Below are 24,273 nucleotides of genomic sequence, written 5' to 3' on the forward strand. Positions count from 1 at the left end.
CGCCTCCCTAGATCGGCGTGTACACGACGGCCAAGAATTTGGCTTTCTGCCCGTCGTGGGCGCGCACCTGATGCGGCACGATGGAATCGTAGTAAATGCTCTCGCCCGGGTGCAGCACGTAGACCTCGCGGCCGTACTCTATCTCGATGCAGCCCTCCATGCCGAAGAGCCATTCCTCGCCCTCGTGGCCCACCAGCTCGTGGTCGGTCTCGCCGGTGGGATCCACCGTGATCACGAACGGGTCCATATGGCGCGACGGGCGGCCGGCCGCCAGGCTGAAGTAGCTGAGGTCGCCGCCGGAGGTGGTCTCGAGGCTCTTCACGCGCTCGACCTCGCGCATCTGCTCGGCATCGATGTAGGCGGGCCCCAGGTTCTCGTCGTCGTCCATGAGCGTGCCCAGGCGCACCCCCAGCGCGCGCGTGATCTTGATGAGCGGCGCCAGGGATGCGGGAACGTCGCCCGCCTCGAGGCCCGCAATGACGGACAGGTCGCTTTGGCTGCGGTCGGCCAGGTCCTGCTGCGTCAGGTGGTGCGCCTCGCGCAGGGTGGTTATCTTCTTCCCCAGCTTGTTCTCGTCCATACGGCAATCCCCTCTTGCTCGACGCGAAATCGTATGCCGGCCATTATCCCCCGAAACGGGGCGGGGCGCACCCCCTGAAACGGCCTGCGAGCCCGCAAGGGGCGCGGAAGGTGTGCGGGCTCGGCAACTTGGCGCGGCAGCACGAGCTCGCCGGCTCGCGGCACCGCGCCGGGTGCGCGGCCGAGCGCCCTTCGCAAGACGCCCTCCTTCCAGTCGCACTTTGCTCCTCGCGTGCACGGGGTTCTCGATTTGAGACTAAGTGCTGGTCAACGCGCTGTGCAGCAGGGAGCGGTGCTATACTGGCGAGCGGGTTCGCGCACCTGTGCGGCCAAAAGGACCGTCCGAGGAGATCTTCCATGCAGCTTTCCGTTCCCCAGAAGCACTTGGGGCCGCGCTCGTTCTTCGTCTGCGCGCTCTCCATCAACCTGCTTCTCATCCTGTCCATCGACATGTACGTGCCGGCGCTGCCCAGCATGCAGCGCGCCTTCGACGTGTCGGCGGCCTACCTGAACCTGACGGTGTTCGTGTTCTTCGCATTCTGCGCCGTGGGCGTGGTGCTCGCGGGACCGGTGAGCGACCGCTTCGGACGACGCCCCGTGCTCGTGGCCGGCTGCGGCCTGTTCGCCGCGTCCTCCATCCTGTGCGCCCTCGCGCCGAACGTGGAGTTCCTCGTGGCCTTCCGCATCGGGCAGGCGCTCGGCTACGGCGCGGTGTCCACCATCGAGACGGCCATGATCAAGGATGCCTACGCGGGACCCGACCTGAAGCTCGCCATGACATGCCTGCAGTCGCTCATCATCATCGGGCCGGCGCTCGCGCCGTTCCTCGGCACGTTCGTGCTGAGCCTGGCCGGTTGGCGCGGCATCTTCGAGTTCCTGGCCGTGTGCGGCGTCATCGGGTTTTTGCTGTCGCTGCTCATATCCGAGACGCACCTGCGCGGCGACGCGCCCGCCCCCGGCGTGGCCGACTCGCTGCGCGACATGCTGCGCGGCGTGCGCGCGCTCGGCGGCGACCGCTCGTTCATGGCGCTCGCGCTGCTCATGGGCGTGGCCGGCATGCCGTACTTCGCGTTCATCGCCGTGGTGTCCTACGTGCTCATGGACTTCTTCGCCGTATCGTACTTCACGTACAGCTGCATCTACGCCGCGGAGTGCGTGGTCACCATCGCGGCGCCGTACGTGTACGTGTGGCTGTCCAAGTCCATGAAGGTGCGCGGCATCCTGAAGCTGTGCGTGGGGCTGACCGTGCTCTCGTTCGCGCTCATGGCGGCGTTCGGCACCGCGAGCCCGGTGCTGTTCCTCGTGGCCTTCGTGCCCTATGCGCTGGCCGAGGGCATCGTGCGACCGATGGCGTTCGTGGTGCTGCTGGACCAGCCGGACGACCGCGTGGGCGCGGCGTCGTCGTTCTCGAACTTCTCGTACAGCATCCTCACGTCGGTGGCCACCGTGCTGGCCACGCTGCCGTGGACGAACTTCGTCGTGGGCATCGTGGTGCTCACGGGAGGGGCGGCCGTGGTCATGGCAGGGCTGTACGCCTGGGGGCTGCGCAAGAAGGCACGGGCGTAACAGGCGGCGCATCCGGCCTTGCGGGCGGGCGGCCGCGAGGCCGGATGCGCGAAGAAGCGCCGGCGCCCGGCCGGCAAGAGCGTGCGGAAACGACGAAGCCGCCCACAGGGGCGGCTTCGTCGTTGAGGAGCGCGGGGCCGGGCACGCAGGGGGATGCGGTACCGTGCCTAGTTCTTGAAGAGGGCGTGCTTGAGCTCGTCCTCGTCCTTGACGGACAGCGACGTCTGCAGCACGTCGCCGCCGAACGGGCGGATGGCGTCGATGAACTTGTCGGTGGTCATCTCGTCCACCACCATGAACACGGCGGCGCTGTCGTCGGAGGACAGCAGGTTGCGCACGCGGTCCTGGAAGTCCTTGTCCACGCCGTGCTTCACGATGGCGCCCGTCAGCGCGCCGATGCCGGCTCCGATGGCCGCGCCGAACACGGGCACGAAGAACAAGAGGCCGAACAGCACGCCCCAGAACAGGCCCCACACCGTGGAGGTGCCCACCTTGGAGCCGGGCGTGACCACGTCGTACTTGCCGTCGGCATGGCGCGCCACGACGGCGATGGACTGGAGGCTGACGATGAGGTTCTTGTCGAGGTCGAGGACCTTCTGGTAGGCGGATTTCGCCTCTTCTTCGCTCGGATAGCCGAGCACGATGAGGGTGCTCATGGGTAGGGCTCCTTTCGCTGCGTTCGATGGAGCCTCTACTGTAAGGCCCGCACGAGCGGGCGGCGGGAAGCGTTGCCGGCTGCTACCCGGCTGAAACCCTCGCGTAACCGACGGGGAGCGGGAAGGCAGGAGAGCGGGTGTCCGCTCCCCTGCCTCCTTCCTAGCCGAAGCGGTACTCCACGCCCATGGTGGGCTGGGGGTTCTCCCACTTCTCCACGATGGTGCCGCCGCAGGCGATGCGGCAGGTGCCGCACTCCAGGCAGCCGGCGTAGTCGAAGGACTTGGCGCCGTTCTCGTCGATCTTGTACAGGGCCGCCGGGCACACGCGCACGAGCTTCAGGAACTCCTCCGTGTCGGGGTCCTCGACCAGCTCGATGTGGGCGTTCTCCTCGTCCACCTCGTACTTGTCGATGGCCAGGAACTCGTCGACGTTGACTGTGATCTCCTTGACCTTGCTCACAGCGACTTCACCGCCTTCCTCACCTCGCCGGCCAGCTTGAACAGGCCGCGCTTCTTCACAATGGGCATCATGCGCTTCATGAGCGGCTTCTGAGGCTCGCCGTCCACGCTGAACAGGACGTTGAAGATCTCCTTCACCATGACCGGGTAGTCGGTGAACATGCTCGACCAGCCCTCCATGGTGTGGGGCCACTTGCGGAAGGTCTCGAGGTCCTTGATGACGAACGAGTCCTCCATGGCCTGCTTGTACGACGCCAGGCCCGCGGCCGAGGTGTCGCCCGCGTCGAGCGCGCGCACGGCCGCCTGGCCCGCCATCTGGCCCGACGCCACGGCGAAGTCCATGCCGCGCACCTGGTAGCCCATGTTCATGCACAGGCCCGCCGTCTCGCCGGCCACGAGGCAGCCGTCGAACACGTAGCGCGGCACCATGTCGTAGCCGCCCTCGGGCACCATGTGGCCGGAGTGCTCGACCAGCTTCGCGCCGCAGATGATGGGAGCCACGGCCGGGTGGCCCTTGAAGTCCTCGAGCATCTGGTACACCGGGTGCGGGTTCGCGCCGTCGGCCGCCGTCGAGATGGTCGCCACGAGCCCCAGGTTGATCGAGTCCTTGTTCGTGTAGAGGAAGCCGCCGCCGACGTTGCCGTGCGTGCAGTCGCCCACGAACAGCATCGCCGCGCCCTCGCCCTGCGCCACGAGGAAGCGGTCCTCGATCTGGGCGGCCGGCAGCTCGAACACCTGCTTGATGCCGACGGCCATCTGGGAGGGCTTCGGGCGCGGGTTGCCGAGGCACTTCTCGGCGAGCACCGTGTTGCAGCCCTCGGCGAGGATCGTCACCTCGGCGGTGATCTCGTCCTCGCCGGCGCGCACGCCCGTCACGCGGCCCGCACCGTCCTTCAGGAGCTCCTCGACCGCGATGCCGCAGATGTACTCCGCGCCCGCGTCCTCGGCCTTGGAGGCCAGCCACTGGTCGAAGGGCGCGCGCAGCACGGAGTACGAGTCCTTGCCCTCCTCCGCGAGCTCCGGACTCGTGAAGTCGACCGCCATCTGCGCGGCGGGGTCCATGAACGCCATGCGCTCGTGGGTGATCTTTCGCTCGAGGGGAGCTTCCTGCTCGAAGTCGGGGAAGACCTTCTTGAGCGAGTGCGAGTAGATGCGCCCGCCGGTCATGTTCTTGGCGCCGGCGAAGTTGCCGCGCTCGACCACGAGCACGCTCTTGCCGGCCTTCGCGAGCTCGTAGGCCGCCACGGCCCCCGCGCACCCGGAGCCGACGACGATCGCGTCGAAATCGGTTTCAGACATCGTGCGCTCCTTTCTTTCTTACTTAGTTCAATAGCAAGGCCACCGGCCGAATCTCATGGCGACAGCGAAGTCAACGTGGGGGGCTTCGTTTGCGCCCACCAAGCGAGTTCCGCAGCGAAGCGAGGGCTGTCCGAGCGACTGGGCGCTGACGGAGCCTCCCCGGCCAGGTGCCTTACAGGGCCGCCACGAGCTTCGGCAGGACGTCCTTCACGTCGCCGATCAGGCCGTAGTCGCACTGCTTGAACACCGGCGCGTTCTTGTCCTTGTTGATGGCGAACATGGCGCCGGAGCGGTTGCAGCCCACCATGTGCTGCATCTGGCCCGAGATGCCGGCCGCCACGTACACCTTCGGCGACAGCATGAGACCGGAGACGCCCACGTAGAGCTCGGTAGGGAGCCAGTTCACGCCCTCGGTGAGGGGGCGCGAGCAGGCCAGGCCGCCTCCCAGCTTGTCGGCGAGGGCGCGCGCGAGGTCGAGATCGGCCTCCTCGGCGAAGCCGCGGCCCGCGGCCACGACCGCGTCGGCCTTGAACAGGTCCACGCCGCTCTTCTCGATGGGTTTGGAGTCGAGGAGCTTCACAGGGTTCGCCGGGGCGACCCAGGCGGCCTCCTCCAGGACATTCGCGCCGGAGGCCTCGAGGCCCTCGAACGCGCCGGGGGCCACCGTGTAGAGGGCGACGCCGCCGACCGGCTTCTGCACGCGCTCGGCCACGCCGCCGAAATACATGCTGCGGGCGCCGGCGTCCTCGAAGGCCATGACGTCGGTGACGACGGAGGTGCCCGCGTGCGCGGCCAGCTTGCCGACGATGGTCTTCACGTGGCGCGTGGGCTCGGCCACGACGATGCCCGGCTGCTCGGCGTCGAACACGGCGATCACGGTGTCGGCCGCGTCGTCGAGGACGGCACCCTCGGGGACGGCGATGCTCACGACCTTGTCGGCGACGGCCGCGGGGGCCTCGCCGAAGGAGAAGAGGACGACCTCGTCGGCCAGGGTGCGGGCGCCGGCGGCCAACTCGCGGGCGGCGTCGGCGCGTTCGGCGATGACAAGTGCTTTCATGGTATCCAGCCTTTCTTCGAATGCTATGGGTTGACAGGGGACGCGCAGATTACAGGGAGGCCTTGAGGGCGGCGGCGAACTGTTCGATGGCACCGTCGGACGAGGCGTCCACGACCTGCTGCTTGCGGTCGGCCTGCTCGGGTGCGAGGCACGAGACCGTCTCGAGCGAGGCATCCGTCGCAGCGTCAGCGCCGAACACGTTCATGGGCTTCTTGCCGGCGGCGAGGATGTCCTTCATGCCGGGGATGCGCGGCACGGCGATGTCGGGGGCAACGGACACGACGGCGGGCAGCGGGACCTCGACGGTCTCGACGACGTCCTCGAGCGTGCGCTCGACCACCACGGCGCCTTCCCTTGCCTCGATCTTCGTCGCTCCGGTCACCACGGGCAGGCCGAGCTTGGCAGCCAGCTGCACGTCGGTCTGCTGCGCGTAGTTGTCGGCCGAGCCGTCACCGCAGAGGATGAGGTCGTAGGCGCCCACCTGCTCCACGAGTGAGGCGAGGGCGGCCGCGGCGGCATGGGCGTCCATGTTCGCGTAGGCGTCATCGGCAGCCATGAAGAGCTCGTCCACGCCGCGGGCGAGCACGTTCTTCTTGAGCTTGGAGTCATTGATGGACGAGGGGCCGGCAGTGACGGCCACCACGCGCGAGTCCTCGCTCGCGGCGCCGAGCTGGGCCGCAGCCTCGAGCGCGTTCAGATCGTAGGCGGACACGATGCCCTTGGCCTTGGAGCAGTCGAGCGTGCGGTCGGCTGACACCTGGATATCCTGATCGTCGGGAACCACCTTGAAAGCAGCAACGATGTTCATCCTGTACCTTTCCCTTCTCGTGTGATGTACCTGGGTGCGGGGGTTCTTGCCAGGAGGTTTCCGACCTTCCGTAATCCTCGAAAGCCGTCCGCCTCCCAGCGCGTTGAGGGCAGTGTGCGGCCACGGCGGCGCCACGTCATCGCAAAATCGCTGTGAAACCCTCGATACTCAAAAACTAACGATTACTGACCTGGTGTTATTCAAATCCAGCCAACATATCGGCAATGCGTTCGCAGCCTTATCGGGCACATCGCACTCCGCACCCGCTCCATACGGAGGAGAGCCGCCCCCTCCTCCTATGCCCGCCCTCGCACGGATGCCTTCCAACGCCGATGCTCCGCCTTCGATCCCTCCCCGAACCGGGCGCTGCAGCTTCGGGCGCCCTCCCCCTTCGCACGCGCCGCACCGTGCGGAAGGGGCGCCTACTCACTTTCTTGCGATGGCACGTTTTTGAGTAGCGGGCAATTACCGCGCGCCTTGCGATGCGCTGCGCGCACGAGGGGCGCATCATGGACGGCAGTTCGTCGGATGCGGCAGACACGTTGCAAGCCCCCCCCTGCTTCAAACGGGAGCGAGCCAGCCAGCCAACGTCCGGCATACGCAGAGAGTCGCAACCATTCAAGGAGGAGCAATGGCAGATTACTTTGGCACCGACACCGTCGTTTCCGAGCTTCGCGAGGACGGCCTGCTGATCATCCGCATCAACCGCCCCGAGGTGGCGAACGCCCTCAACGGCGTGACCTCCAAAGCCATGGAGAACATCATGAACAACGCCGAGACCGATCCCGCGGTGCGCGCGATCATCGTCACCGGCACGGGCAAGGTGTTCTGCGCGGGCGAGGACCTCTCCGAGCTCAGCGAAGGCGGCGAGTGCCAGACCGTGACCGAGCACGGCTTCGGCGGCCTGACCGCGCGCCTGTGCTCCAAGCCCGTCATCGCGGCCTGCAACGGCTCCGCAGCCGGCGGCGGCATGGAGATCGCGCTGTCCTGCGACATGGTGGTGGCCTCCGAACGCGCCAAGTTCGGCTGCACCGAGGTGGGCCTGGGCATCATCGCCTCCACCGGCGGCCTCGTGCGCCTCGCCCGCGACATCAACCGCAAGGACTGCATGGAGCTTTTGCTCACCGGCAAGAAGATCCTGGCCCCCGAAGCCAAGGCGCTCGGCCTGGTCAACTACGTCGTGCCGGCCGAGGAGGTCATGGACAAGGCCATCGAGCTGGCCGAGGCCTGCCTGAAGAACGCTCCTTTGGCCCTCAAGTGGACCAAGTACATCGTGCACGCCGCCGACCAGATGTCCGAGGAGGACGCGATGCGTTACTCGGACGCCGCCTACCGCTTCCTGGAGAAGACCGCCGACGGCATAGAGGGCCCCGCGGCCTTCGTCGAGAAGCGCGAGCCGAACTGGATCGGCAAGTAGCCTACCTCCCCTCCCCGCTTCAGCGGGCCGATTCGGCGCCTGCGGACCACCCGCCGGCGCGCTAAACCCCGGGCCCTCGCCAGCCCGGGGTTTTCATTCGGGGAGCATGCTTTCGCCCTCTCCCTTGGAGAGCGTGTTTTCGCCCTCTCCCCGAAGCCTCGCTTCCCTTACAGAACCCAGCCTGCCGCCGAATATGCCCTTCCCTGCCAAAAAAGAGCCGGTTTGGCAATCCGGAAGCGTCGCTCGCCCCTCCTGCGCGGCATTCGACAGCCTATCGCCCCAGCTCACGTGAAACCGCTGTGCAAACCATGCTCTCGTCGATTGCCAAACCGGCTCTTTTTTGGCAGGGAAGGGCGAAAACCGCGACATGCGCGTCCGCATTTCGCGGCCCCCTCCGTCGACCTTGCAGAGACCTTGCACGGATCTTGCAGGAATCCAGCAGAATCCCGACGCAGATCCAGCGGAAATTCTGCTCATGGTAACACCTGGTCAACGTACTCTTCACATGCTGGCAACCGCACGACGGCCATGCTAGGTTGGCAGCATGAGCGTATTTGTCAGCCACATATCGGCCCTCCAAGTATGGTCCTCCTTGAAGGAGGGGACGGCTGCGCTCGCCTTGCACGCCGACCCGCGCAAGACCCCCTGCTGGCGGACGGGCCGACCCCTGCCCCAGGGCAAGGTCGCCCTGCGCGACATCCAAAGCATAGGCCGCGAGATCGCCAACTTGGCGTTTCCCCTGCACGTCCTCGTGCCCGACGCCGCGTACCGCAGCAGGAGCGAACTCGCGACCTGCCACGTGAGCTCATCGACCTATCCGCGGGGATCCTTCGTCCGCCTTGCAGAGGGCGTGCTCGTCAGCTCGCCAGAGCTCTGCTTCGTGCAGATGGCGACCAAGCTGCCGCCCATCGCGCTCGTCAGGCTCGGCTTCGAGCTTTGCGGCACGTACGGCATACCGACGGTCGCCCGTGCCGACTACGGCTTCGAGCGCCCTTTCACCACGGTTGCCCGCCTCGGCCGCTTCATCGAAGCGGCCGGCGACATGCCGGGAACCGTCAAAGCGCGCAAGGCGCTGCGCTTCATCGCCTCCGGCTCTGCCTCGCCCATGGAGACGTGCATGGTCATGCTGCTGTGCCTTCCTTTGCGCTTGGGCGGGTACAACCTCCCCAAACCGCAGATGAACCGCGAGGTCCGGCCCAAGCGGCGCGGCCGGCTGGCCCCCGGGGACCGGCAGTGCTTCTGCGACCTCGTCTGGCACGAGGCCCGCGTCGCCCTCGAATACGACAGCTCGGAGTTCCACGGGCCCAGGCAGGCAGCGGACGACGCGAGAAGGCGCAACGTCCTCCTGAACCGCGGGTTCACGGTGGTGTCGGTAACGTCGGGCAGCGCCCGGAACCTCATCGAACTCGACCGCATCGCGCAGATCCTGCGGACGCGGCTCGGGGTGCGCTTGCGCAGCGGGCAGCCTTCCTGGCGTGCGAGGCAGCACGTCTTGCATGGGATGCTCCTGGAAAACCCGCGCTTACCCCGCCCCTGACGTTGAAAAGGCCTTCGACTGTCAAAAAAGAGCCGGTTTGGCAATCGTCAAAATGCTTTGCTGAATTCAGAGGGAAAGCGACCAGGCTTTTCTCGAGCAGAAGGCCGAAGCGAAGCGTCTGGGCCATCCTGCAGATTGCCAAACCGGCTCTTTTTTGACCGTTGGACGCGAAAAAGGGGGCAGGCGCATGCGAGCCAGGCGGCCCGCGCCCATCGGGCAGGGATGTGGGGGCGAGCCGGGAGTGCGGGCGAGCTGGAAGACCGAGGCCATCCCGGCGGGCGCTTCCGCCTGGCCTCGGGGCCCGGGATGACCGTGCGCGGGCGCTTTGCCCTACGCGCCGCGCGGGCGCGCGTCTCCCGGGTCGAGCGCGCTCGTCTCCTCAAGAGTCTTTCCGCGGGTCTCGGGCGCCATGAGCACCGACAGCACCAGGCCCAGGATCACGAGGCCGGCCGCCACGAGCATGGTGGGGCCCACGCCGAACGCGGCCAGGAACAGCGGCGTGCCGTACGTGGCCACCACGGTGCCGATGCGCGAGAACGCTATGGCGATGCCCACCGCCGAGGCGCGCACCTCGGTCGGGAACAACTCGTTGGGATAGAGCCACTGCAGGATGCCCGGACCGCCGCTGAAGAACGCGTACAGGCCAAACGCGATGACCACCACGAACACCGGCGCGTCGGGGAACAGCCCCAAGATGACCAGGCCCACGGCCATGAGGGCGAGCGAGCGGATGAGCAGCGGTCGTCGCCCCATGGAGTTCAGCCAGAACATGGCCGGGATGGAGCCGATGAGGAAGAACAGGCTGACCACGCTCTCGCCGAGAATGGCCTCATGCCCCGCACCCAGGCCGAACGCGGTCATGATCTCGGGTCCGAACGTGTAGATGGCGTACATGGGAGCCACCTGACAGAGCGTAAGGATGCCGAGGAACGCAATGCGCTTGAGATAGCCGCCGCGGAAGATGGCGAGCACGGTCATCTTCTTTTTGCCCACCTCGGGGCGTTCGATTTCCACGTCCATACCGTAGACGCGTTCCATGACGGCGTGCGCCTCCCGGGTGCGTCCCTTGCTTGTGAGCCACAGGGGCGACTCGGGCACCTGACTGCGACCAATGAGCAGGAAGATGCAAATGGGAATAGGTGAGGCAAGCATCCACTTCCAACCATCGTCGACGCTGTAGAGCGCATACCCTACCACCGCGGCCACCGTGGCACCGAGATACCACGCCGCCGACACGATACCCATGTTAATGGAGCGGCTCTTCTTGGGAGCGAACTCGGCGATGAGCGAAGTGGCTATGGGATAGTCGGCGCCGATGAACAGGCCGATGAAGAAGCGGGCCGCCGCGAGTTCCCACGGGGCCTGGGCAAACACGCTCCACAGCGAGAACAGGCAGATGGCGATTACGTCGGCGATGAACATCTTGCGCCGGCCGATGCGGTCGGTGACGTAGCCGCCGAGGATGGTGCCGAAGAAGATGCCCACGAGCACCGACGCGCCGATGAGGGCGCTCTGCTCAGGTGCGAGCGAGAAAGCGGGCACGATCTGGGTGAGCGCCACGCCGATGAGCGAGAGCGCATAGCCGTCGAGGAAGGCGCCGCCGCTGGCGAAGAACGTGATCTTGCGCAGGAAGGGGGTCATTGACACATCGTCGAGCGTCTTTCTCACGACGCGCTTCGTGGCGTCCACCACTTCCCCACCGATTTGCAGGGCGGCATCGGCTGCCTGCTGGGAGGTTGGAGGGCTTGCCACCTGGGTAAGTTGTTTGACGTTATCGATCATGGTGCCACCACCTTCTCGTCTTAGCAGAACCGCCTAGTCCCACTCGCAGATGCCGAAGTTCAGATGCGGCTTGGCGCCCGTCTGGTCGGCGTCGGCGTCGACCAGCTGGAAGCGGATCTCGTTCTCGCCCACCTTCCACATGCGGGTCTCGAGCGCGGTGCCCGGCAGCACCGGCGAGGTGATGCGGGTCTTGAAGCGCGTCATGCGCTCGGGCTCGCCCGGGAAGAACGAGCTGATGATGTGGCGCATCGCGAAGCCGCCCAGGCTCACGCCGTGCGCGATGGGGCGCGCAAGGCCCGTCTGCCCGGTGTAGGCGAAGTCGATGTGCTGCTGGTGCCAGTCACCCATGAGGCGGTAGATGAGCGGCATGTTGAGCGGCATCGTCTCGGCCACCACGGCGTCGGGAGCGCAGTCGGGCATCTCGACGATGTCCTTCGGGGGCTTGGGGCCTCCCCAGCCGCCGTCGTAGATGCACACGTCCCACGTCTCGGTCTCGCACAAGAGCGTGCCGTCGGAGGAGTAGGAACGGCCCGTCTGCTTCGACAGGCAGCCGCGGCCCTCGCCGCGGTCGTACAGCGCGTCCTGGGTGACGAACGTCTCCACGCGGTCGTTCATCTTGAACGGCGCGTGCAGGCGGATCTCGAAGCCGTAGTGCAGCGAGCCCTCGTAGTCGTAGCCGTAATCGAGCGTGCGCGTCATCTCCTCGTGCACCGTGAGCGGCACGCCGAAGATGGGCAGCACCTTGAGGTCGGGGTTGGCGGCGTCCTTCTCGTTCACGTAAATGAGGTCGGTCTGCCCGTCGAAACCTGCGTTGCATCCCAGCGCGCAGATTTCCAGGTCCTTGAACGTGTACTCGCGGACGAACGGCCCGAACTCCTTGCCCACGATCTCGGTGCTGATAGCCATGGCTCCCTCTCCTTCACATTCGAATACGGTCACTGGTTCTGCGGGTGGGACAGGGGGGGGGTGAGACAGGGGGACGGTTCTCTTGTCCCACTGAATTCGCGGGACAAGAGAACCGTCCCCCTGTCTCACCCCCCCCCTGTCCCACCCGCGATCCCCGCCCCACCCGCGTCCCTACTTCAACAGCTTCTTCTCGATCTTCATGCTGCACGTGCGGGGGAAGTCCTCCACGAACTCCACGAGGGAGGGCACCTTGAACGGGGCCAGGTGCTCCTCGCAGTGCGCCCGCACCTCCTCCTCGGTCAGGCGCGCGCCGGCCTCGAGCCGCACGAACGCCTTCACGGCCTGGTCGCGGATGGGGTCGGGCACGCCGATCACCGCCGACTCGGCGATGGCCGGGTGACACTCGAGCACGTTCTCCACCTCGCCGGCCGAGATGTTCTCGCCCGCGCGCTTGATCATGTTGGCCTTGCGGTCCACGAAGAAGAACCAGCCGCTCTCGTCCATGTAGCCCTTGTCGCCCGTGCGCAGCCAGCCGTCCTCGGTGAACGCGGCCGCCGTGGCCTCGGGGTTGCGGAAGTACCCCTTCATCACCGTGCGGCCGGGCACGCCCTTGACCTGGATCTCCCCCACCTCGCCGGGGGCCGCCTCCGCGCCGTCGTCGCCCATGACGCGCACCTCGTAGCCCAGGCCCGCGCGCCCCACGCTCGGCCAGTTGCGCGGGCCGGAGGGCGGGTCGGTGAGCACCCAGCCGACGGTCTCGGTGGAGCCGTAGGTGTTCATGAGGCGCGCGCCGAAGCGGCGCTCGAACGCCTCCTTCTCCCCCGTGGTCACCGGCAGGAAGTAGAGGATCTCGCGCAGCTCGTGGTCGCGGTCCTCCGGCGATGCGGGCTGCAGCATGAGCGTGCGCAGCATCATGGCGACGCACTGCGTGACCGTGGCGCGGAACTCGCGGATCTGCGACCAGAAGCGGCTCGCGCTGTACTTCTCGATCACGATGAGCTCGGCGCCGGCCGTGAGCACGGGCATGAGCGCCGCCAGCTGGAAGTTGGAATGGCAGGCCGGCATGGTGGTGAGCAGGCGGTCATCGCGCGTGAGCGACACCTCCCAGTCGGCGTACAGGCCGCTGAACAGGATGTTCGCATGCGTCAGCACGACGCCCTTGGGGCGCGAGGTGGTACCCGAGGTGAAGATGATCTCGGCCGGGTCGTCAGAGGACAGCTCGCAACGCGCGGAAAGCCCCACGGGCGCCCCCGCCCGCAGGGCCGTGAAGTCGCGCAGCAGCGGGTCGGCCGCGAGCGCCGCGCGGGCCTCGGCCGCGCCCTCCACGTCGTCCTCGTCCATGCGCGCGACCAAGAGCCCTTTGGGAAGCCGCCCGCCTGCATCGCGCAGCTCGGCGTAGAGCCCCAAGAACTTCGGCTCTATGACCGCGCACGTGGCCTCCGTGCCCTCCAGCACGTAGGCGGCCTCCTCGGCGCGGTACTGGTCGTTCATGGGCACCATGACCGCACCGATCTTGGCCAGGCCGAACAGCGCGACCATGAACTCGGGGCACGTGCACAGCTGCACCGCCACGCGCTCGCCGCGCTCCACACCGAGCGACAGGAACACGTTGGCCGCACGGTTGATCTCCTCGTCGAAGGCGCGGTACGTGTAGGAGCGCGTCTCGTCGGCGCGGTTGCGGAACCGCAGAAACGTGCGCTCGCCGCAGGCGGCCACGAGGCCGTCCCACAGGCTGCGCACCGTTTCGTTCCCCACGATGTCCGTCACTCGCCTCACCTCTTCCTTCTCCGATTCCCCGGCTATCCGCTCGATGCCGCCATGCACGGGGCCCCTCCCGACGAGGGCAGCATCGAGCGGATGCGCGGCGTCGATGCGGGCCGCGCATCCGCAGAGCCCGCCGCCCCGGGATGCAGCTCCCGGAACGGCGGACGGCGAACGCCCTAGCCGACCTTCACGACGCCGGCCGCGGCAAGCTCGTCGATCTGCTCGGGCGTGTAGCCCAGCTTCGTCATGACGTCGACGGTGTCGCCGCCCTGCGGAGGCATCGGGCGCCAGATCGCCCCGGGGTTGTTCTTGAATTTCGGGAACACGCCCAAGCCGTGGAACGTCTCGCCGTCGGCCGTCTCCCAGTCCACCCACGTGTCGCGGAGCTTCAGGTGCTCCTCCTCCACGAGGTCCTCCATGTCGTTGACCACCTGGGCCGCTATGCGGTGCGCCGCGAAGTCCTCCTCGATGTCGTACTTGGAGTTCGCCAGGCAGTAGTCTTCGAACGCCTTCTGGATCTCGTCGGCGTGCGGGTTGGACAGCCACAGCCCGCTCGTGTCCTCGGGGATGGCCTCGGTGCCCCAGAGGTGCCCCAGCCCGATGGTCTCGAGGAAGTACTTGTTCTGGTCGACGCCGTAGAGGCACACGCCCAAAAAGCCGTCCTTGCACTTGAACTCGCCGATGCCGCAGAGGTTCTGGTTGCGCGCGCCCGGACGGGGCCACTTGATGCCCTCGTTCAGGTAGTCCACCAGGTAGTACTGGCCGATGGCCAGCAGCGTCTCGTACATGGCCAGGTCGATGGACTCGCCCTTGCCGGACTTCTCGGCCTTGTAGAGGGCCGCGAGCGCGGAGGAGGCGATCATGAGCGTGTTGAAGTAGTCGCCGGCGTAGGGCCCGGGCAGCATGGGCTGCTCCTCGGTGCCGTTCTGCATGATGATGCCGGAGTACGCCATGACCGTGAGGTCGTAGGCGGCGCGCTTGACCATCTTGGGGTCGCCCTCCTGGCCGAAGCCGGAGACGTGCACGATGACCAGCTTCGGGTTGAGCTCCCAGAGCACCTCGTCGGTGATGCCCTTGCGCGCCCAGGTGCCGCCCTTGGAGGCCTCCATGAAGATGTCGGCGTCCTTGACGAGGTCGAAGAAGACCTTCTTGCCCTCCTCGGAAAAGTAGTTCAGGGCCACGGAGCGCTGGTTGCGGCGCTCGGCCTGCTTGATGTAGGGGGTGTCGCGGATGGTGTCGCCCGCGCCCGTGTTCTCGAGCCAGACGACGTCGGCGCCCCAGTCGGCCATGAGGTCGGCGGCCTTCGGGCACGCGAGCTCGACCGCCGCGTAGACGACCTTGACGCCGTCGAGGGGGCCGTAGGACGGCTTTTCGGTGGGAAGTGCCATGGTGTTCCTCCTTGTTCGCATGGGTTTCAAGAAGCGGGGGCGCAGCGGCCCCCGCGGACGGGTCCGAGGAGCTACTTCTGCTTGTACTTGATGGAGGCTCCCTTGGAGGTGGCGAGGACCATCATCTCGTCGGTGCCGCCGGAGACGCGGTCCACGCGCAGGTCGCGCCAGATGCGGTTGATGCGATGCTCGCTTGCCACCGCGATGCCGCCCATGATCTGCATGGCGTCGTCGGTCACCTCGAACGCGGCGTTGGCGCAGTAGTACTTGCACATGGCGGCCGCGGCCGGATCGAAGTTGCCGTCGTTGTTGTCGGCGTTCCAGGCGGCTTCGTACAGCATGTTCTTCATGTTCGTGAGCTTGATGCACATCTCGGCGATCTTGAGCTGGTTGAGCTGGAAGCGGCTAAGCGGCTTGCCGAAGGCGATGCGGCTGTTCGCGTGCGCCATGGCATCCTCGAACGCACTGATGGCGGTGCCGTAGTCGCAGGCGCCCACGAGCCAGCGCTCGAAGTTGAAGTCGGACACGCCGCGCATGAAGCCGTTGCCCTCCTTGCCGAAGATGTCCTTCTCCTCCAGCTCCACGTTGTCCAGGTACACCTCGCAGCAGCTGTCCATGCGCAGGCCCAGCTTGGTCAGCGGGGACAGCTTCACGCCCGGCTTGGACATGTCGAGGAAGAACTCGGTGAACATGGACTCGTCATCGGCATTCTTGGCCATGATGACCAGGTACTTCACGCCGGCCGAGGAGGTGATGAAGGTCTTGGTGCCGTTGAGGTAGATCTTGCCGTTCTCGCGCTTGTACGTGGTGGCCAGCGCGCCCACGTCGGAGCCGGCGCCCGGCTCGGTGCAGGCGGAGTTCCAGATCTGCTCGCCGGTGCCGAGCGTGGCCAGCACGGCGTCGATCTGCTCCTGGGTGCCCTCGCGGATGACGGTCTCGAAGCCGGGCAGCTGGTAGAGCACGTAGGTGGGCGCGCCGTACTTGCCAAGGATCTCGTACACGGCCATCAGCGTCACGCAGGGCTGCTCGAGGCCCAGGCCGCCGTGGCTCTCCGGCAGCATGATCTGGTCGAAGCCGAGCTCGCAGAGGCCGCGCACCCAGCGCAGCGGGTACTCGTGCCTCTCGTCGCATTCGTGGAAGTAGGTCTCCCAGTTCTCGCTCTCCATGTACTCGCGGTAGCTGTCGACGATCAGCTCCTGCTCGTCAGTCAACTTGAAATCCATGACGATCCTCCTTTTTCAGTGTGTCCAGCGGGGCTTCCCCCCGCCGTAAAACCTTGTTTGTCGAGATCCCTCGGCTACGGCCTACAGCCTGCGCCTAGGATGGCAGGGGGCCAAGCCCCAGCTGTTGGCGGTAGAAGGTCGCGGCATGCTCGAGGGCGTCGTTCGCCTCGTCGAGCATGCGCGTGTAGTGCAGAAACGCGTGGATGACGCCCTTGAACACCTCGTAGCGCACGGGCGTGCCGTACTGCTCGCAGATGGCCGCCAGCGTGGCCGAGTCGTCTCGCAGCGGGTCGAACTCCGCGGCGGCGATGTAGCAGGCCGGCATGTCGCGCGTCATGTTGTTCAGGAACAGGTTCGCGTAGGGCTCGCGGGCGAGCGCGGCGGCATCCTCGGCGTAAAGGCCCAGGTACCACTGCCAGTCCTCCTCCGTCAGGCCGTCCCACGGGCCGCCGAGCAGGCGCATGGACGACGAGTCGGCCAGGCCGAACCAGCCGTAGAACAAGAGGCAGCACCTCACGAAGCCGCTGCCGCCCAGCTCCTCGCGCAGGTGCAGCGTGGCGGCGAGGCCCAGGTGCGCGCCGCCCGAGTCGCCGGCGAACGCCAGGCGCTCCCCGTCGACGCCGAGCGCGGCGCCCTGCCCGTGCAGGTAGGAGGCCACGGCGGCCACCTCCCGCACGGCCGAGGGGTACTTCGCCTCGGGCGACAGCCGGTAGTCCACGGCCACCACCACGGAGCCGGTCTTCTCGGCCAGGATGCGGCAGATGCGGTCGTGCGTGTCCAGGTTGCCCAGCACGAACCCGCCGCCATGCGCGTACACGATGCCCGGCGTGGCACCCTCGCCCGCCGCGCGGCCCGCGGCGGCAGCCTCGGTCGGATAGTAGCAGCGCACCGGGATGGCGCCGTGGGGGCCGGGCACCTCGCCGTCGGCCTTCTCGGCCATGGCGGGGCCGCCCTCGGCCCACCATGCGCGCCCGGCCACGTAGTTCTCGCGCATCCTCTCGAAGCCCGCGGACGTGTCGTTCGCGTCGCCCGCCAGCTCGTCTTCGCGGGCCAGCACGGCTCTCATCTGCGGATTGATCTTCGCGAGCACGTCGATCTTGTTCATGGCGGCGTCCTTTCCAGCGTCGGTCGGATGGGTGCGGGGCGGTTCGGACCTGCTAGGCGGCGACGGCGTCCTCGCCCGGGGCGGCGTCGGCCTTGGCGGCCTCGAGCGCCTCGTTCTTCTTCATGGCGCGGCGCGTCATGACCAGGCAGAAGCAGCCCACGACGGCGAACGCGATGAGGATGATGAAGATGGAGTTGAAGGCGTCGGCGCCCTGGGCGTCGATCATGCCGCCGAACCAGGTGTGCACGAACACGTCGGGCATGAAGCCGATGACCGACAGGATGCCGGAGGCCGTGCCGAAGATGGCCATGGGCACCTTGGCCTCGGTGAGGGGCGACGAGCCGATGGAGAACGCGCCGTAGGTCACGAAGCCCAGCACCACGATGAGGGCGGCCACGGCCACGACCATGCCCGCATCGCGCGGCAGCACGAGGAAGCAGGCCAGCACGACAGCTGCGGCGGCGAAGAACAGCAGGATGGACTTCGAGGGGCTCTTCAGCAGCTTGTCGGCGAACAGGCCCGCCACCGGACCCGCGATGAGGCCGATGCCGTAGGTGCGGATGAGGCCGACGACCGACACGATGAACACGGGGGCGGCGAAGCACGTCGTCATGAACGGCGTGGTGTAGGTGACGCCCTGGTACACCGTGTACACGCAGAAGTACGCCAGGCACGCCCAGATGACACCGGGATGCTTGATGGCCTGCACGACCTCGCCCAGGCTGAACAGCTTCGCGTTCGGGTCGATCTCGCCCTTGAAGTTGGGGATGAAGACGAACGACAACACGGCCAGGATGGCAATGAGCACGCCCAGGAACACGAGCAGCACCTGGATGCCCTCGCTCGGCACCGGAATGGCCGACACGATGGCGGCGTTGATGAGGCCGATGACGAGGCCGGCGGCGCCGTAGATGGAGTAGCTCGTGCCGATCTTGGAGGCGTACTCGTCCTCGGCACAGCACAGGCGCACGATCTTGAAGCGCGTGCCCCACCAGATGAGGATGGACGTGATGCCGAAGCCCACGAACAGCACGTACAGAAGGCCGAGCGAGGGCAGCAGCGCGTAGACGAACGTGAGCACCGCCGTGCCGCCGAAGCCGACCCACGACAGCGTGCGCATGCGGATCTTGTCCGCGAGGATGCCCGAGGGCAGGTAGCAGACCACGGCCGCCACGGCGTAGCACGACAGCAGCGCGCCGAGGTCCGCGTTCGTGCAGCCGAGACCCTGCATGAGGGGCTCGTAGAACACGTTCTTCAGGTAGACGGGCGTGTAGATGATGGAGGAGCCCATCGACACGAGGATGATGAGGAACCATTTGTGGAAGCCCGAGAGCTCCTTGTAGGTCACCTCGCCCTTGCTCTTGGCAAGCAGTGACATTGCGCTTTCCTTTCTCCTTGCGGTTGTCCGGGAACCTGGCGCCCAACGGCTTGGGTGAGGCGGCGAGCGGCAGGTTCCGAGCCGATGGGCGCATTCTGTTCGCGAGCCGTGGTTTTGCCATCGCAAAATGGCCATGAACACCCGAATACTTACTTTTTTGCGAGGCGTTACCGTAGAATTGGTGATAGGTTCTCACCAATGAGTAGCGCATGCGCCCGCCGTCGCGCACCGACGGTTCGGGCAGGTAGGCAGCATCGTCATCCATCGCATGACCGAGAACGAAGGGGTGGGCGCGTTCATGGGAAGCCAATCGGAGGATCGCAGGGAGCAGGGTAAGGTTGCAGAAGGATCGCTGGCGCGGCTCGCGAAGGGGCCGGCGGCGAAGTACGTCGGTTTCGCGCTGCTTCTGGCATGGCACTACGCGCTGTGGTTCGTGCCGCACGCGTTCGTGCAGACCGAGCTGCTCGACGAGCGCGTGACCGTGTCATGGCTCTTGAACCTGGGCGCCACCGTGCTGTTCCTGTTCCTCATCGCGCTGCTGCTGGGGCGCAAACGGCACCTTTCGTCATATCCTTGGCTCGCATGGGCGGCGCCTGCGCTCACCACGGCGGCCACCCTCGCGCTGTGCCTGGCGCCCTTCTCGTTCACGGCACCCGGCGTGGCCTACGCGCTGTCGTTCTTCCTGGGCGCCACGGAGGCCGTGATGTGGATACTTTGGGGCGAACGCTACGCTTGCGTGAAGGCGAACTTCTCCATCAAGCACATCGGCACGGTGTTCGGCTTCACGCTGCTCGCGTGCGTGGGCACGACCCTGCTCCTGCCGCCTGTGGCGGCCACGGCGTTCGTGGCGCTCTTGCCGCTGGCCTCGGGCGGGCTGCTGGTGCTGGCTCGACGCGACGGCACGTGCTCGTTTCCGGCGCTCCTGCCGAAGCACGCCGCGGGCGGCGGCTTCAAGAGCATGGCAGTGGTGTGCGCCATCTCGTTCGTGGCGTCGTTCGCCTCGTACTTCCTGGCGGCCGTCATCCCCTGGGAGGTGCTGCCCACCGAGGTGTCCAGCTTCACGTTCGGCATCCTGGGCGGCGCCGTGCTCATGCTGGCCATCGCCGGCATCTGCATCGCGTCCAAGGACAAGGTGAACATCTTCAAGCTCTACCCATGGCTGCTCGTGTTCGAGATCGTAGCCTTCTCGTTGTTCCTGGCCGACAAGGCGCTGTACTTCCCCTCCTTCGTGGCCGCGGTGGGCATCTCGTCCATCTTCGAGATACTCCTCATCATGTACTTCGGCATCCTCATGTCGAAGGGCTACAGCACGCCGGCCATGGCGTTCAGCTTCTCGGGAGGCTGCGTGCGCGCGGGCATCGCCTTCGGCAACACGCTGGCCGTGGCCTACGAGCATGCGCCCGCCATGGCGCTGGCCGTGGCGCCCGAGACGTGCCTCGCACTCATCTGCGTGCTCGCGGCGCTGCTCATCCCCCTCGTGCGCCAGGAGTTCAGCATCGTGGCCCTGACGGCGGCACCGCCCTCGAAGGCCGAGGTGGACGAGATCTGCGCCGAGGTGGCCGAGGAGTTCTCGCTGTCGGCACGCGAGCGCGAGATCCTCGGGCTCATCGCCCGCGGCTACACCACCAGCACCATCTCCACGAAGCTGGTCATATCACCCTACACGGTGAACACCCACATCCGCCATATCTACGAGAAGATGCAGATCCACAAGCGCAGCGAGCTGCTGAACTACATCAACCTGCAGAGGAGCGACTTCTAGGGAACGTGCCCGCCGACACCCCCTCGTCGTTCAGCGGCTCGGGCGCCCCTGCACGCAGCAGAACGCATAATAGGAGCTGCATCGCGCGGCCCCTCTCCCGCGGGGCCCCAACGCAAAAAGCGGGCGGCATCGCTGCCGCCCGCTTGTTCGAACCGAGTTGTTCCTCAGTCGCTACTTCTCCGGGTAGAAGCCGCTCGGCTCCTCGCCCAGGTTGATCATGATGTTCTTCGTCTGGGTGTAGTGCTCGAGCATGACCTTGTGCGTCTCGCGGCCGATGCCGGACTCCTTGTAGCCGCCGAACGGCGCGCCGGAGGGGATCTGGTTGTAGGTGTTCACCCACATACGGCCCGTACGCACGCCCTGCGCCACGCGGAACGCGCGGTTGATGTCGCGGGTCCACACGGCGCCGCCCAGGCCGTAGACCGAGTCGTTCGCCAGGTCGATGACCTCCTGCTCGTCCTTGAACTTGATGACCACGGCCACGGGGCCGAAGATCTCCTCCTGAGCCACGCGGCACGAGTTGTTCGGCACCTCGATGAGCGTCGGCTTGAGGAACGCGCCACGGGCCAGCTCGCCCTCGGTGGCGCGCTCGCCGCCGCAGAGGACGCGGCCGCCCTCCTGCTTGGCGATCTCCACGTATTCGAGGATCTTGTTCATCTGACCCTGGTCGATCTGGCTGCCCATCTGGGTGTCGTCCTCCCACGGCATGCCGATCTTCACGTTGCCGAACGCGCGGCACGCGTCCTCGACGAACTTGTCGTAGATGTCCTCGTGCACGAAGATGCGGCTGCCGGCGCAGCACACCTGGCCCTGGTTGAACAGGATGCCCAGCTGCACGCCGTCCAGCATCATGTCCCACTTGCAGTCGGGGAAGATGATGTTGGCGGACTTGCCGCCCAGCTCCAGCGTGGCGGGGATCAGGCGCTCGGCGGCCGCGCGGGCCACGTCGCGGCCCACCTCGGTCGATCCGGTGAACGCGAGCTTGCTGATCTTGGGATTGTCGAGGATGTACTGGCCCGACTTGCTACCGCGGCCCGTGACCACGTTGAACACGCCGGCCGGGATGACGTCTTGCGTGAGCTTCGCCAGCTCCAGCACCGTGAGCGACGTGGTGGACGAGGGCTTGAACACCGTGCAGTCGCCGGCGGCCAGCACCGGGGCCAGCTTCCAGGCGGCCATGAGGAACGGGAAGTTCCACGGCACGATCTGCCCCACCACGCCGATGGGCTCGTGCAGCACGAGGGACATCATGTTGCCGGGAAGCATATCGGCCTCGCCCGTGTCGGCCAGAAGGACGCCGGCGAAGTAGCGGAAGTGGTCGACGGAGTACGCCACGTCGATGGCGCGCGTCTCGCGGATGGGCTTGCCGTTGTCGAGCGACTCCAAGAGCGCCAGCTTCTCGGCGTTGGCCTCGATGATGTCGGCGACCTTGTTCAGGATGATGGCGCGCTCTGCCTTGTCGGTCTTGCCCCAGGTCTCGAACGCCTTCCATGCCGCGTCGACCGCGCGGTCGACGTCTTCCTTGGTGGCGTCGGCGATGGTGGACAGCTGCTCGCCGTTGGCCGGGCAGAACACGTCGAGCGTGCCGCCGTCCGAGGCGTCGACCCACTGGCCGTCGATGTAGAGCTGGTAGGATTTCTGTGCGGGGTTCTCCATTGCGCGCATCCTTTCGTCCGGCGGCTTCGCGCCGCTGCTCCCAACCTCGCGGCCAGCTTGGCCGCCGATCCCAGCATAGCGCGCGCCTCGAAGGCGTGTCAGTCGGGGTTTTGTGGAAACCCGTCAACGGTCAAGAAACGCTGCTGATGAAGTAGCATTAGGGTGCGCAAAGGAGAAACCGGGCCGATGCGCGAACGGGGAGCCCGGGCCGTCGTACGGCCCGGGCTCCCCGTCATGAGGCGGTGCGCGCGCATCCCATGAGGGCGCGGCGCCTCCGCAGCGCTTCGGCCAGGTCTAGGCGCGCTTACCCTGCTTGTCGTTGAGCAGGCGGTTGAGGGCGTTCAGGTACGCCTTCGTGGACGATACCACGATATCGCCGTCGGCGCCGCGGCCCGTGTAGATGTCGCCCGTCGGGTCGGTCACGCGGATGGTCACCTCGCCGAGCGCGTCGATGCCACGCGTGACGGATTGCACGGCGAACTCGGTGAGATCGTTGTCCACCTGCACGATCTTGTTCACGGCCTTGCACATGGCGTCGATGGGGCCTGTGCCGTATTCGCATGCCGTCACCACCTGGTCGGCGGCGTTCTTCAGCGTGACCGTGGCCGTGGGCGTGAGCGGGAAGCCGCAGCTGATCTGCACGCCTTCCAACGTGTAGAGCGCACTCTCGTTGCGGTCGCGCTCGTTCACGAGGCTCTCCAGATCCTCGTCGTAGACTTCCTTCTTCTTGTCGGCCAGGTTGAGGAAGGCCTTGTACACCTGGTCGAGCGCCTCGCCCTCCAGCTCGTAGCCCAGCTCCTCCAGGCGGTGCCTGAGGGCCGCGTGGCCCGAGCGCGCCGTGAGCACGATCTGGCTCGAGCCCGCGCCCACGTCGGCCGGGTCGATGATTTCGTAGGTGTCGCGCTTCTTCAGCACGCCGTCCTGGTGGATGCCCGAGGAGTGCGCGAAGGCGTTCGCGCCCACGATGGCCTTGTTGGCCTGCACGTTCATGCCCGTGATGGACGACACGAGGCGGCTCGCCTTGCAGAACTCGCGCGTGTTGATATCGGTGTGCGCGTCCAGCTCGTCCTCGTGCATGCGGATGGCCATGACCACTTCCTCCATGGCCGTGTTGCCCGCGCGCTCGCCCAGGCCGTTGATGGTGCACTCCACCTGGCGCGCGCCGTTCTTCACGCCGGCCATGGCAAGCGCCGTGGCCATGCCGAGGTCGTTGTGGCAGTGCACGGCGATCTTCACGTTCTCGATGCCGTTCACGCCCTCCACCAGGTACTTGATGCGCCGGCCGAACTCCTCGGGCAGCGAGTAGCCCGTGGTGTCGGGGATGTTCACCACGGTGGCGCCCGCGTCCACGACGGCCTGGATCACGCGCACGAGGAAGTCGTAGTCGCTTCTGCCCGCGTCCTCGGCGTAGAACTGCACGTCCTCCACGAACTGCTTGGCGTACTTCACGCACTTCACGGCGCGCTCCACGCACTCGTCCTCGGTGATGCGCAGCTTGTCGCGCAGGTGGCTCGGGCTCACGCCGATGCCCGTATGGATGCGGGGGCGCTTGGCGTACTTGAGCGCGTCGGCCGCCGCGTCGATGTCCTTCTCCACCGCGCGCGTGAGGCCGCAGACCACGGCCGCATCGCCCGCCAGCTCGGCGATGCGGCGCACGCTCTCGAAGTCGCCGGGGCTCGAGATGGGGAAGCCCGCCTCGATGACGTCGACGTTCAGGCGCAGCAGCTGACGCGCGACCACCAGTTTCTCCTCGGTGTTCATGGAAGCGCCCGGCGACTGCTCGCCGTCGCGCAGCGTGGTGTCGAAAATGTCGATCTTGCGCGTCATGTCATGCGTCCTTTCCTTCTAAACGACCGCTGCATCCTCGCAGGGGCGGCGGGTTGTTCACGATTGCTTCGACTATCTTAGCAAATATCCCAAGTGCATCACTT

The 24,273-nt window shown here is 66.6% G+C and carries 19 protein-coding genes; 4 read left to right on the top strand and 15 right to left on the bottom strand.

The features are described 5' to 3' along the window. Positions 1-7: 7 nt before the first annotated feature. Positions 8-580 carry a helix-turn-helix domain-containing protein gene (locus tag BN3560_RS01180; RefSeq protein ID WP_096226672.1) on the bottom strand — a complete coding sequence of 191 codons (573 nt, stop codon included), beginning with the start codon at positions 578-580 and terminating at the stop codon, positions 8-10. A 356-nt stretch (positions 581-936) separates the two neighbouring features. Between BN3560_RS01180 and BN3560_RS01185 the strand changes: the two genes are divergently transcribed. Then, complete coding sequence (locus BN3560_RS01185) at positions 937-2,145, top strand: MFS transporter (protein WP_096226673.1); 1,209 nt, start codon at positions 937-939, stop codon at positions 2,143-2,145. A gap of 167 nt (positions 2,146-2,312) precedes the next feature. Here BN3560_RS01185 and BN3560_RS01190 read toward each other — a convergent pair whose 3' ends face one another. The 5 genes from BN3560_RS01190 to fixA form a co-directional block, all read right to left on the bottom strand. Next, the gene (locus BN3560_RS01190; protein WP_015538683.1) at positions 2,313-2,801 is read right to left on the bottom strand and encodes a DUF1269 domain-containing protein; all 489 of its coding nucleotides are present in this window, start codon (positions 2,799-2,801) and stop codon (positions 2,313-2,315) included. Positions 2,802-2,961: 160 nt separating this feature from the next. Further along, the gene (locus BN3560_RS01195) at positions 2,962-3,261 is read right to left on the bottom strand and encodes a ferredoxin family protein (protein WP_096226674.1); all 300 of its coding nucleotides are present in this window, start codon (positions 3,259-3,261) and stop codon (positions 2,962-2,964) included. Next, entirely contained in the window at positions 3,258-4,559 is a 1,302-nt protein-coding gene (locus tag BN3560_RS01200; protein WP_096226675.1) for an FAD-dependent oxidoreductase, read from the bottom strand. Before BN3560_RS01200 ends, BN3560_RS01195 begins: the two co-directional genes overlap by 4 nt. A 172-nt stretch (positions 4,560-4,731) precedes the next feature. Further along, the gene (locus BN3560_RS01205) at positions 4,732-5,616 is read right to left on the bottom strand and encodes an electron transfer flavoprotein subunit alpha/FixB family protein (RefSeq protein ID WP_096226677.1); all 885 of its coding nucleotides are present in this window, start codon (positions 5,614-5,616) and stop codon (positions 4,732-4,734) included. Between the two features lie 49 nt (positions 5,617-5,665). Beyond that, on the bottom strand, positions 5,666-6,424 hold the full coding sequence (gene fixA / locus BN3560_RS01210; protein ID WP_096226679.1) for a putative electron transfer flavoprotein FixA: 759 nt from the start codon (positions 6,422-6,424) through the stop codon (positions 5,666-5,668). A gap of 631 nt (positions 6,425-7,055) precedes the next feature. Between fixA and BN3560_RS01215 the strand changes: the two genes are divergently transcribed. Together BN3560_RS01215 and BN3560_RS01220 are read left to right on the top strand one after the other, a co-directional pair. Next, positions 7,056-7,841, top strand: a complete 786-nt coding sequence (locus BN3560_RS01215; RefSeq protein ID WP_096226681.1) for an enoyl-CoA hydratase/isomerase family protein — start codon at positions 7,056-7,058, stop codon at positions 7,839-7,841. 544 nt (positions 7,842-8,385) lie between these two features. Next, on the top strand, positions 8,386-9,378 hold the full coding sequence (locus tag BN3560_RS01220) for a PDDEXK family nuclease (RefSeq protein WP_096226683.1): 993 nt from the start codon (positions 8,386-8,388) through the stop codon (positions 9,376-9,378). 330 nt (positions 9,379-9,708) lie between these two features. Here the strand turns inward: BN3560_RS01220 and BN3560_RS01225 are convergent, their stop codons facing one another. The 7 genes from BN3560_RS01225 to BN3560_RS01255 all read right to left on the bottom strand — a co-directional run bounded on the left by BN3560_RS01225 (position 9,709) and on the right by BN3560_RS01255 (position 18,924). Next, positions 9,709-11,160 (bottom strand): MFS transporter, encoded by a 1,452-nt coding sequence (locus BN3560_RS01225; protein WP_154270495.1) that lies wholly within the window; start codon positions 11,158-11,160, stop codon positions 9,709-9,711. Between the two features lie 33 nt (positions 11,161-11,193). Further along, complete coding sequence (locus BN3560_RS01230) at positions 11,194-12,066, bottom strand: MaoC/PaaZ C-terminal domain-containing protein (RefSeq protein WP_096226685.1); 873 nt, start codon at positions 12,064-12,066, stop codon at positions 11,194-11,196. A 171-nt stretch (positions 12,067-12,237) separates the two neighbouring features. Next, positions 12,238-13,842 carry a crotonobetaine/carnitine-CoA ligase gene (gene caiC, locus BN3560_RS01235; protein WP_331712877.1) on the bottom strand — a complete coding sequence of 535 codons (1,605 nt, stop codon included), beginning with the start codon at positions 13,840-13,842 and terminating at the stop codon, positions 12,238-12,240. A gap of 164 nt (positions 13,843-14,006) precedes the next feature. Then, on the bottom strand, positions 14,007-15,218 hold the full coding sequence (caiB, locus tag BN3560_RS01240; protein WP_096226688.1) for an L-carnitine CoA-transferase: 1,212 nt from the start codon (positions 15,216-15,218) through the stop codon (positions 14,007-14,009). A 71-nt stretch (positions 15,219-15,289) separates the two neighbouring features. Next, positions 15,290-16,441, bottom strand: coding sequence for a crotonobetainyl-CoA dehydrogenase (gene caiA / locus BN3560_RS01245; RefSeq protein ID WP_096226689.1), 1,152 nt, complete (start codon positions 16,439-16,441; stop codon positions 15,290-15,292). A gap of 94 nt (positions 16,442-16,535) precedes the next feature. Next, entirely contained in the window at positions 16,536-17,546 is a 1,011-nt protein-coding gene (aes, locus tag BN3560_RS01250) for an acetyl esterase (RefSeq protein WP_096226691.1), read from the bottom strand. Between the two features lie 52 nt (positions 17,547-17,598). Continuing rightward, positions 17,599-18,924: an MFS transporter gene (locus BN3560_RS01255; protein WP_087190884.1), complete on the bottom strand. Its 1,326-nt coding sequence runs from the start codon at positions 18,922-18,924 to the stop codon at positions 17,599-17,601. A gap of 298 nt (positions 18,925-19,222) precedes the next feature. Between BN3560_RS01255 and BN3560_RS01260 the strand changes: the two genes are divergently transcribed. After that, positions 19,223-20,686: a helix-turn-helix transcriptional regulator gene (locus BN3560_RS01260; RefSeq protein WP_096228546.1), complete on the top strand. Its 1,464-nt coding sequence runs from the start codon at positions 19,223-19,225 to the stop codon at positions 20,684-20,686. A 171-nt stretch (positions 20,687-20,857) separates the two neighbouring features. Here BN3560_RS01260 and BN3560_RS01265 read toward each other — a convergent pair whose 3' ends face one another. Together BN3560_RS01265 and BN3560_RS01270 are read right to left on the bottom strand one after the other, a co-directional pair. Beyond that, the gene (locus tag BN3560_RS01265; RefSeq protein WP_096226693.1) at positions 20,858-22,342 is read right to left on the bottom strand and encodes an aldehyde dehydrogenase family protein; all 1,485 of its coding nucleotides are present in this window, start codon (positions 22,340-22,342) and stop codon (positions 20,858-20,860) included. Positions 22,343-22,636: 294 nt separating this feature from the next. Then, positions 22,637-24,169, bottom strand: a complete 1,533-nt coding sequence (locus BN3560_RS01270) for a 2-isopropylmalate synthase (protein ID WP_096226695.1) — start codon at positions 24,167-24,169, stop codon at positions 22,637-22,639. Between the last annotated feature and the right edge of the window lie 104 nt (positions 24,170-24,273).

Source organism: Gordonibacter urolithinfaciens (assembly GCF_900199375.1).
GTDB classification, from domain to species: Bacteria; Actinomycetota; Coriobacteriia; order Coriobacteriales; family Eggerthellaceae; genus Gordonibacter; species Gordonibacter urolithinfaciens.

Coding starts and splice junctions, on each gene's coding strand:
- caiB (WP_096226688.1), bottom strand. CDS start 15,218: ATGGCACTTCCCACCGAAAAGCCGTCCTACGGCCCCCTCGACGGCGTC.
- BN3560_RS01265 (WP_096226693.1), bottom strand. CDS start 22,342: ATGGAGAACCCCGCACAGAAATCCTACCAGCTCTACATCGACGGCCAG.
- BN3560_RS01185 (WP_096226673.1), top strand. CDS start 937: ATGCAGCTTTCCGTTCCCCAGAAGCACTTGGGGCCGCGCTCGTTCTTC.
- BN3560_RS01200 (WP_096226675.1), bottom strand. CDS start 4,559: ATGTCTGAAACCGATTTCGACGCGATCGTCGTCGGCTCCGGGTGCGCG.
- BN3560_RS01220 (WP_096226683.1), top strand. CDS start 8,386: ATGAGCGTATTTGTCAGCCACATATCGGCCCTCCAAGTATGGTCCTCC.
- BN3560_RS01230 (WP_096226685.1), bottom strand. CDS start 12,066: ATGGCTATCAGCACCGAGATCGTGGGCAAGGAGTTCGGGCCGTTCGTC.
- BN3560_RS01190 (WP_015538683.1), bottom strand. CDS start 2,801: ATGAGCACCCTCATCGTGCTCGGCTATCCGAGCGAAGAAGAGGCGAAA.
- BN3560_RS01255 (WP_087190884.1), bottom strand. CDS start 18,924: ATGTCACTGCTTGCCAAGAGCAAGGGCGAGGTGACCTACAAGGAGCTC.
- fixA (WP_096226679.1), bottom strand. CDS start 6,424: ATGAACATCGTTGCTGCTTTCAAGGTGGTTCCCGACGATCAGGATATC.
- BN3560_RS01180 (WP_096226672.1), bottom strand. CDS start 580: ATGGACGAGAACAAGCTGGGGAAGAAGATAACCACCCTGCGCGAGGCG.
- aes (WP_096226691.1), bottom strand. CDS start 17,546: ATGAACAAGATCGACGTGCTCGCGAAGATCAATCCGCAGATGAGAGCC.
- BN3560_RS01270 (WP_096226695.1), bottom strand. CDS start 24,169: ATGACGCGCAAGATCGACATTTTCGACACCACGCTGCGCGACGGCGAG.
- BN3560_RS01215 (WP_096226681.1), top strand. CDS start 7,056: ATGGCAGATTACTTTGGCACCGACACCGTCGTTTCCGAGCTTCGCGAG.
- BN3560_RS01260 (WP_096228546.1), top strand. CDS start 19,223: ATGGGAAGCCAATCGGAGGATCGCAGGGAGCAGGGTAAGGTTGCAGAA.
- BN3560_RS01205 (WP_096226677.1), bottom strand. CDS start 5,616: ATGAAAGCACTTGTCATCGCCGAACGCGCCGACGCCGCCCGCGAGTTG.
- BN3560_RS01225 (WP_154270495.1), bottom strand. CDS start 11,160: ATGATCGATAACGTCAAACAACTTACCCAGGTGGCAAGCCCTCCAACC.
- caiA (WP_096226689.1), bottom strand. CDS start 16,441: ATGGATTTCAAGTTGACTGACGAGCAGGAGCTGATCGTCGACAGCTAC.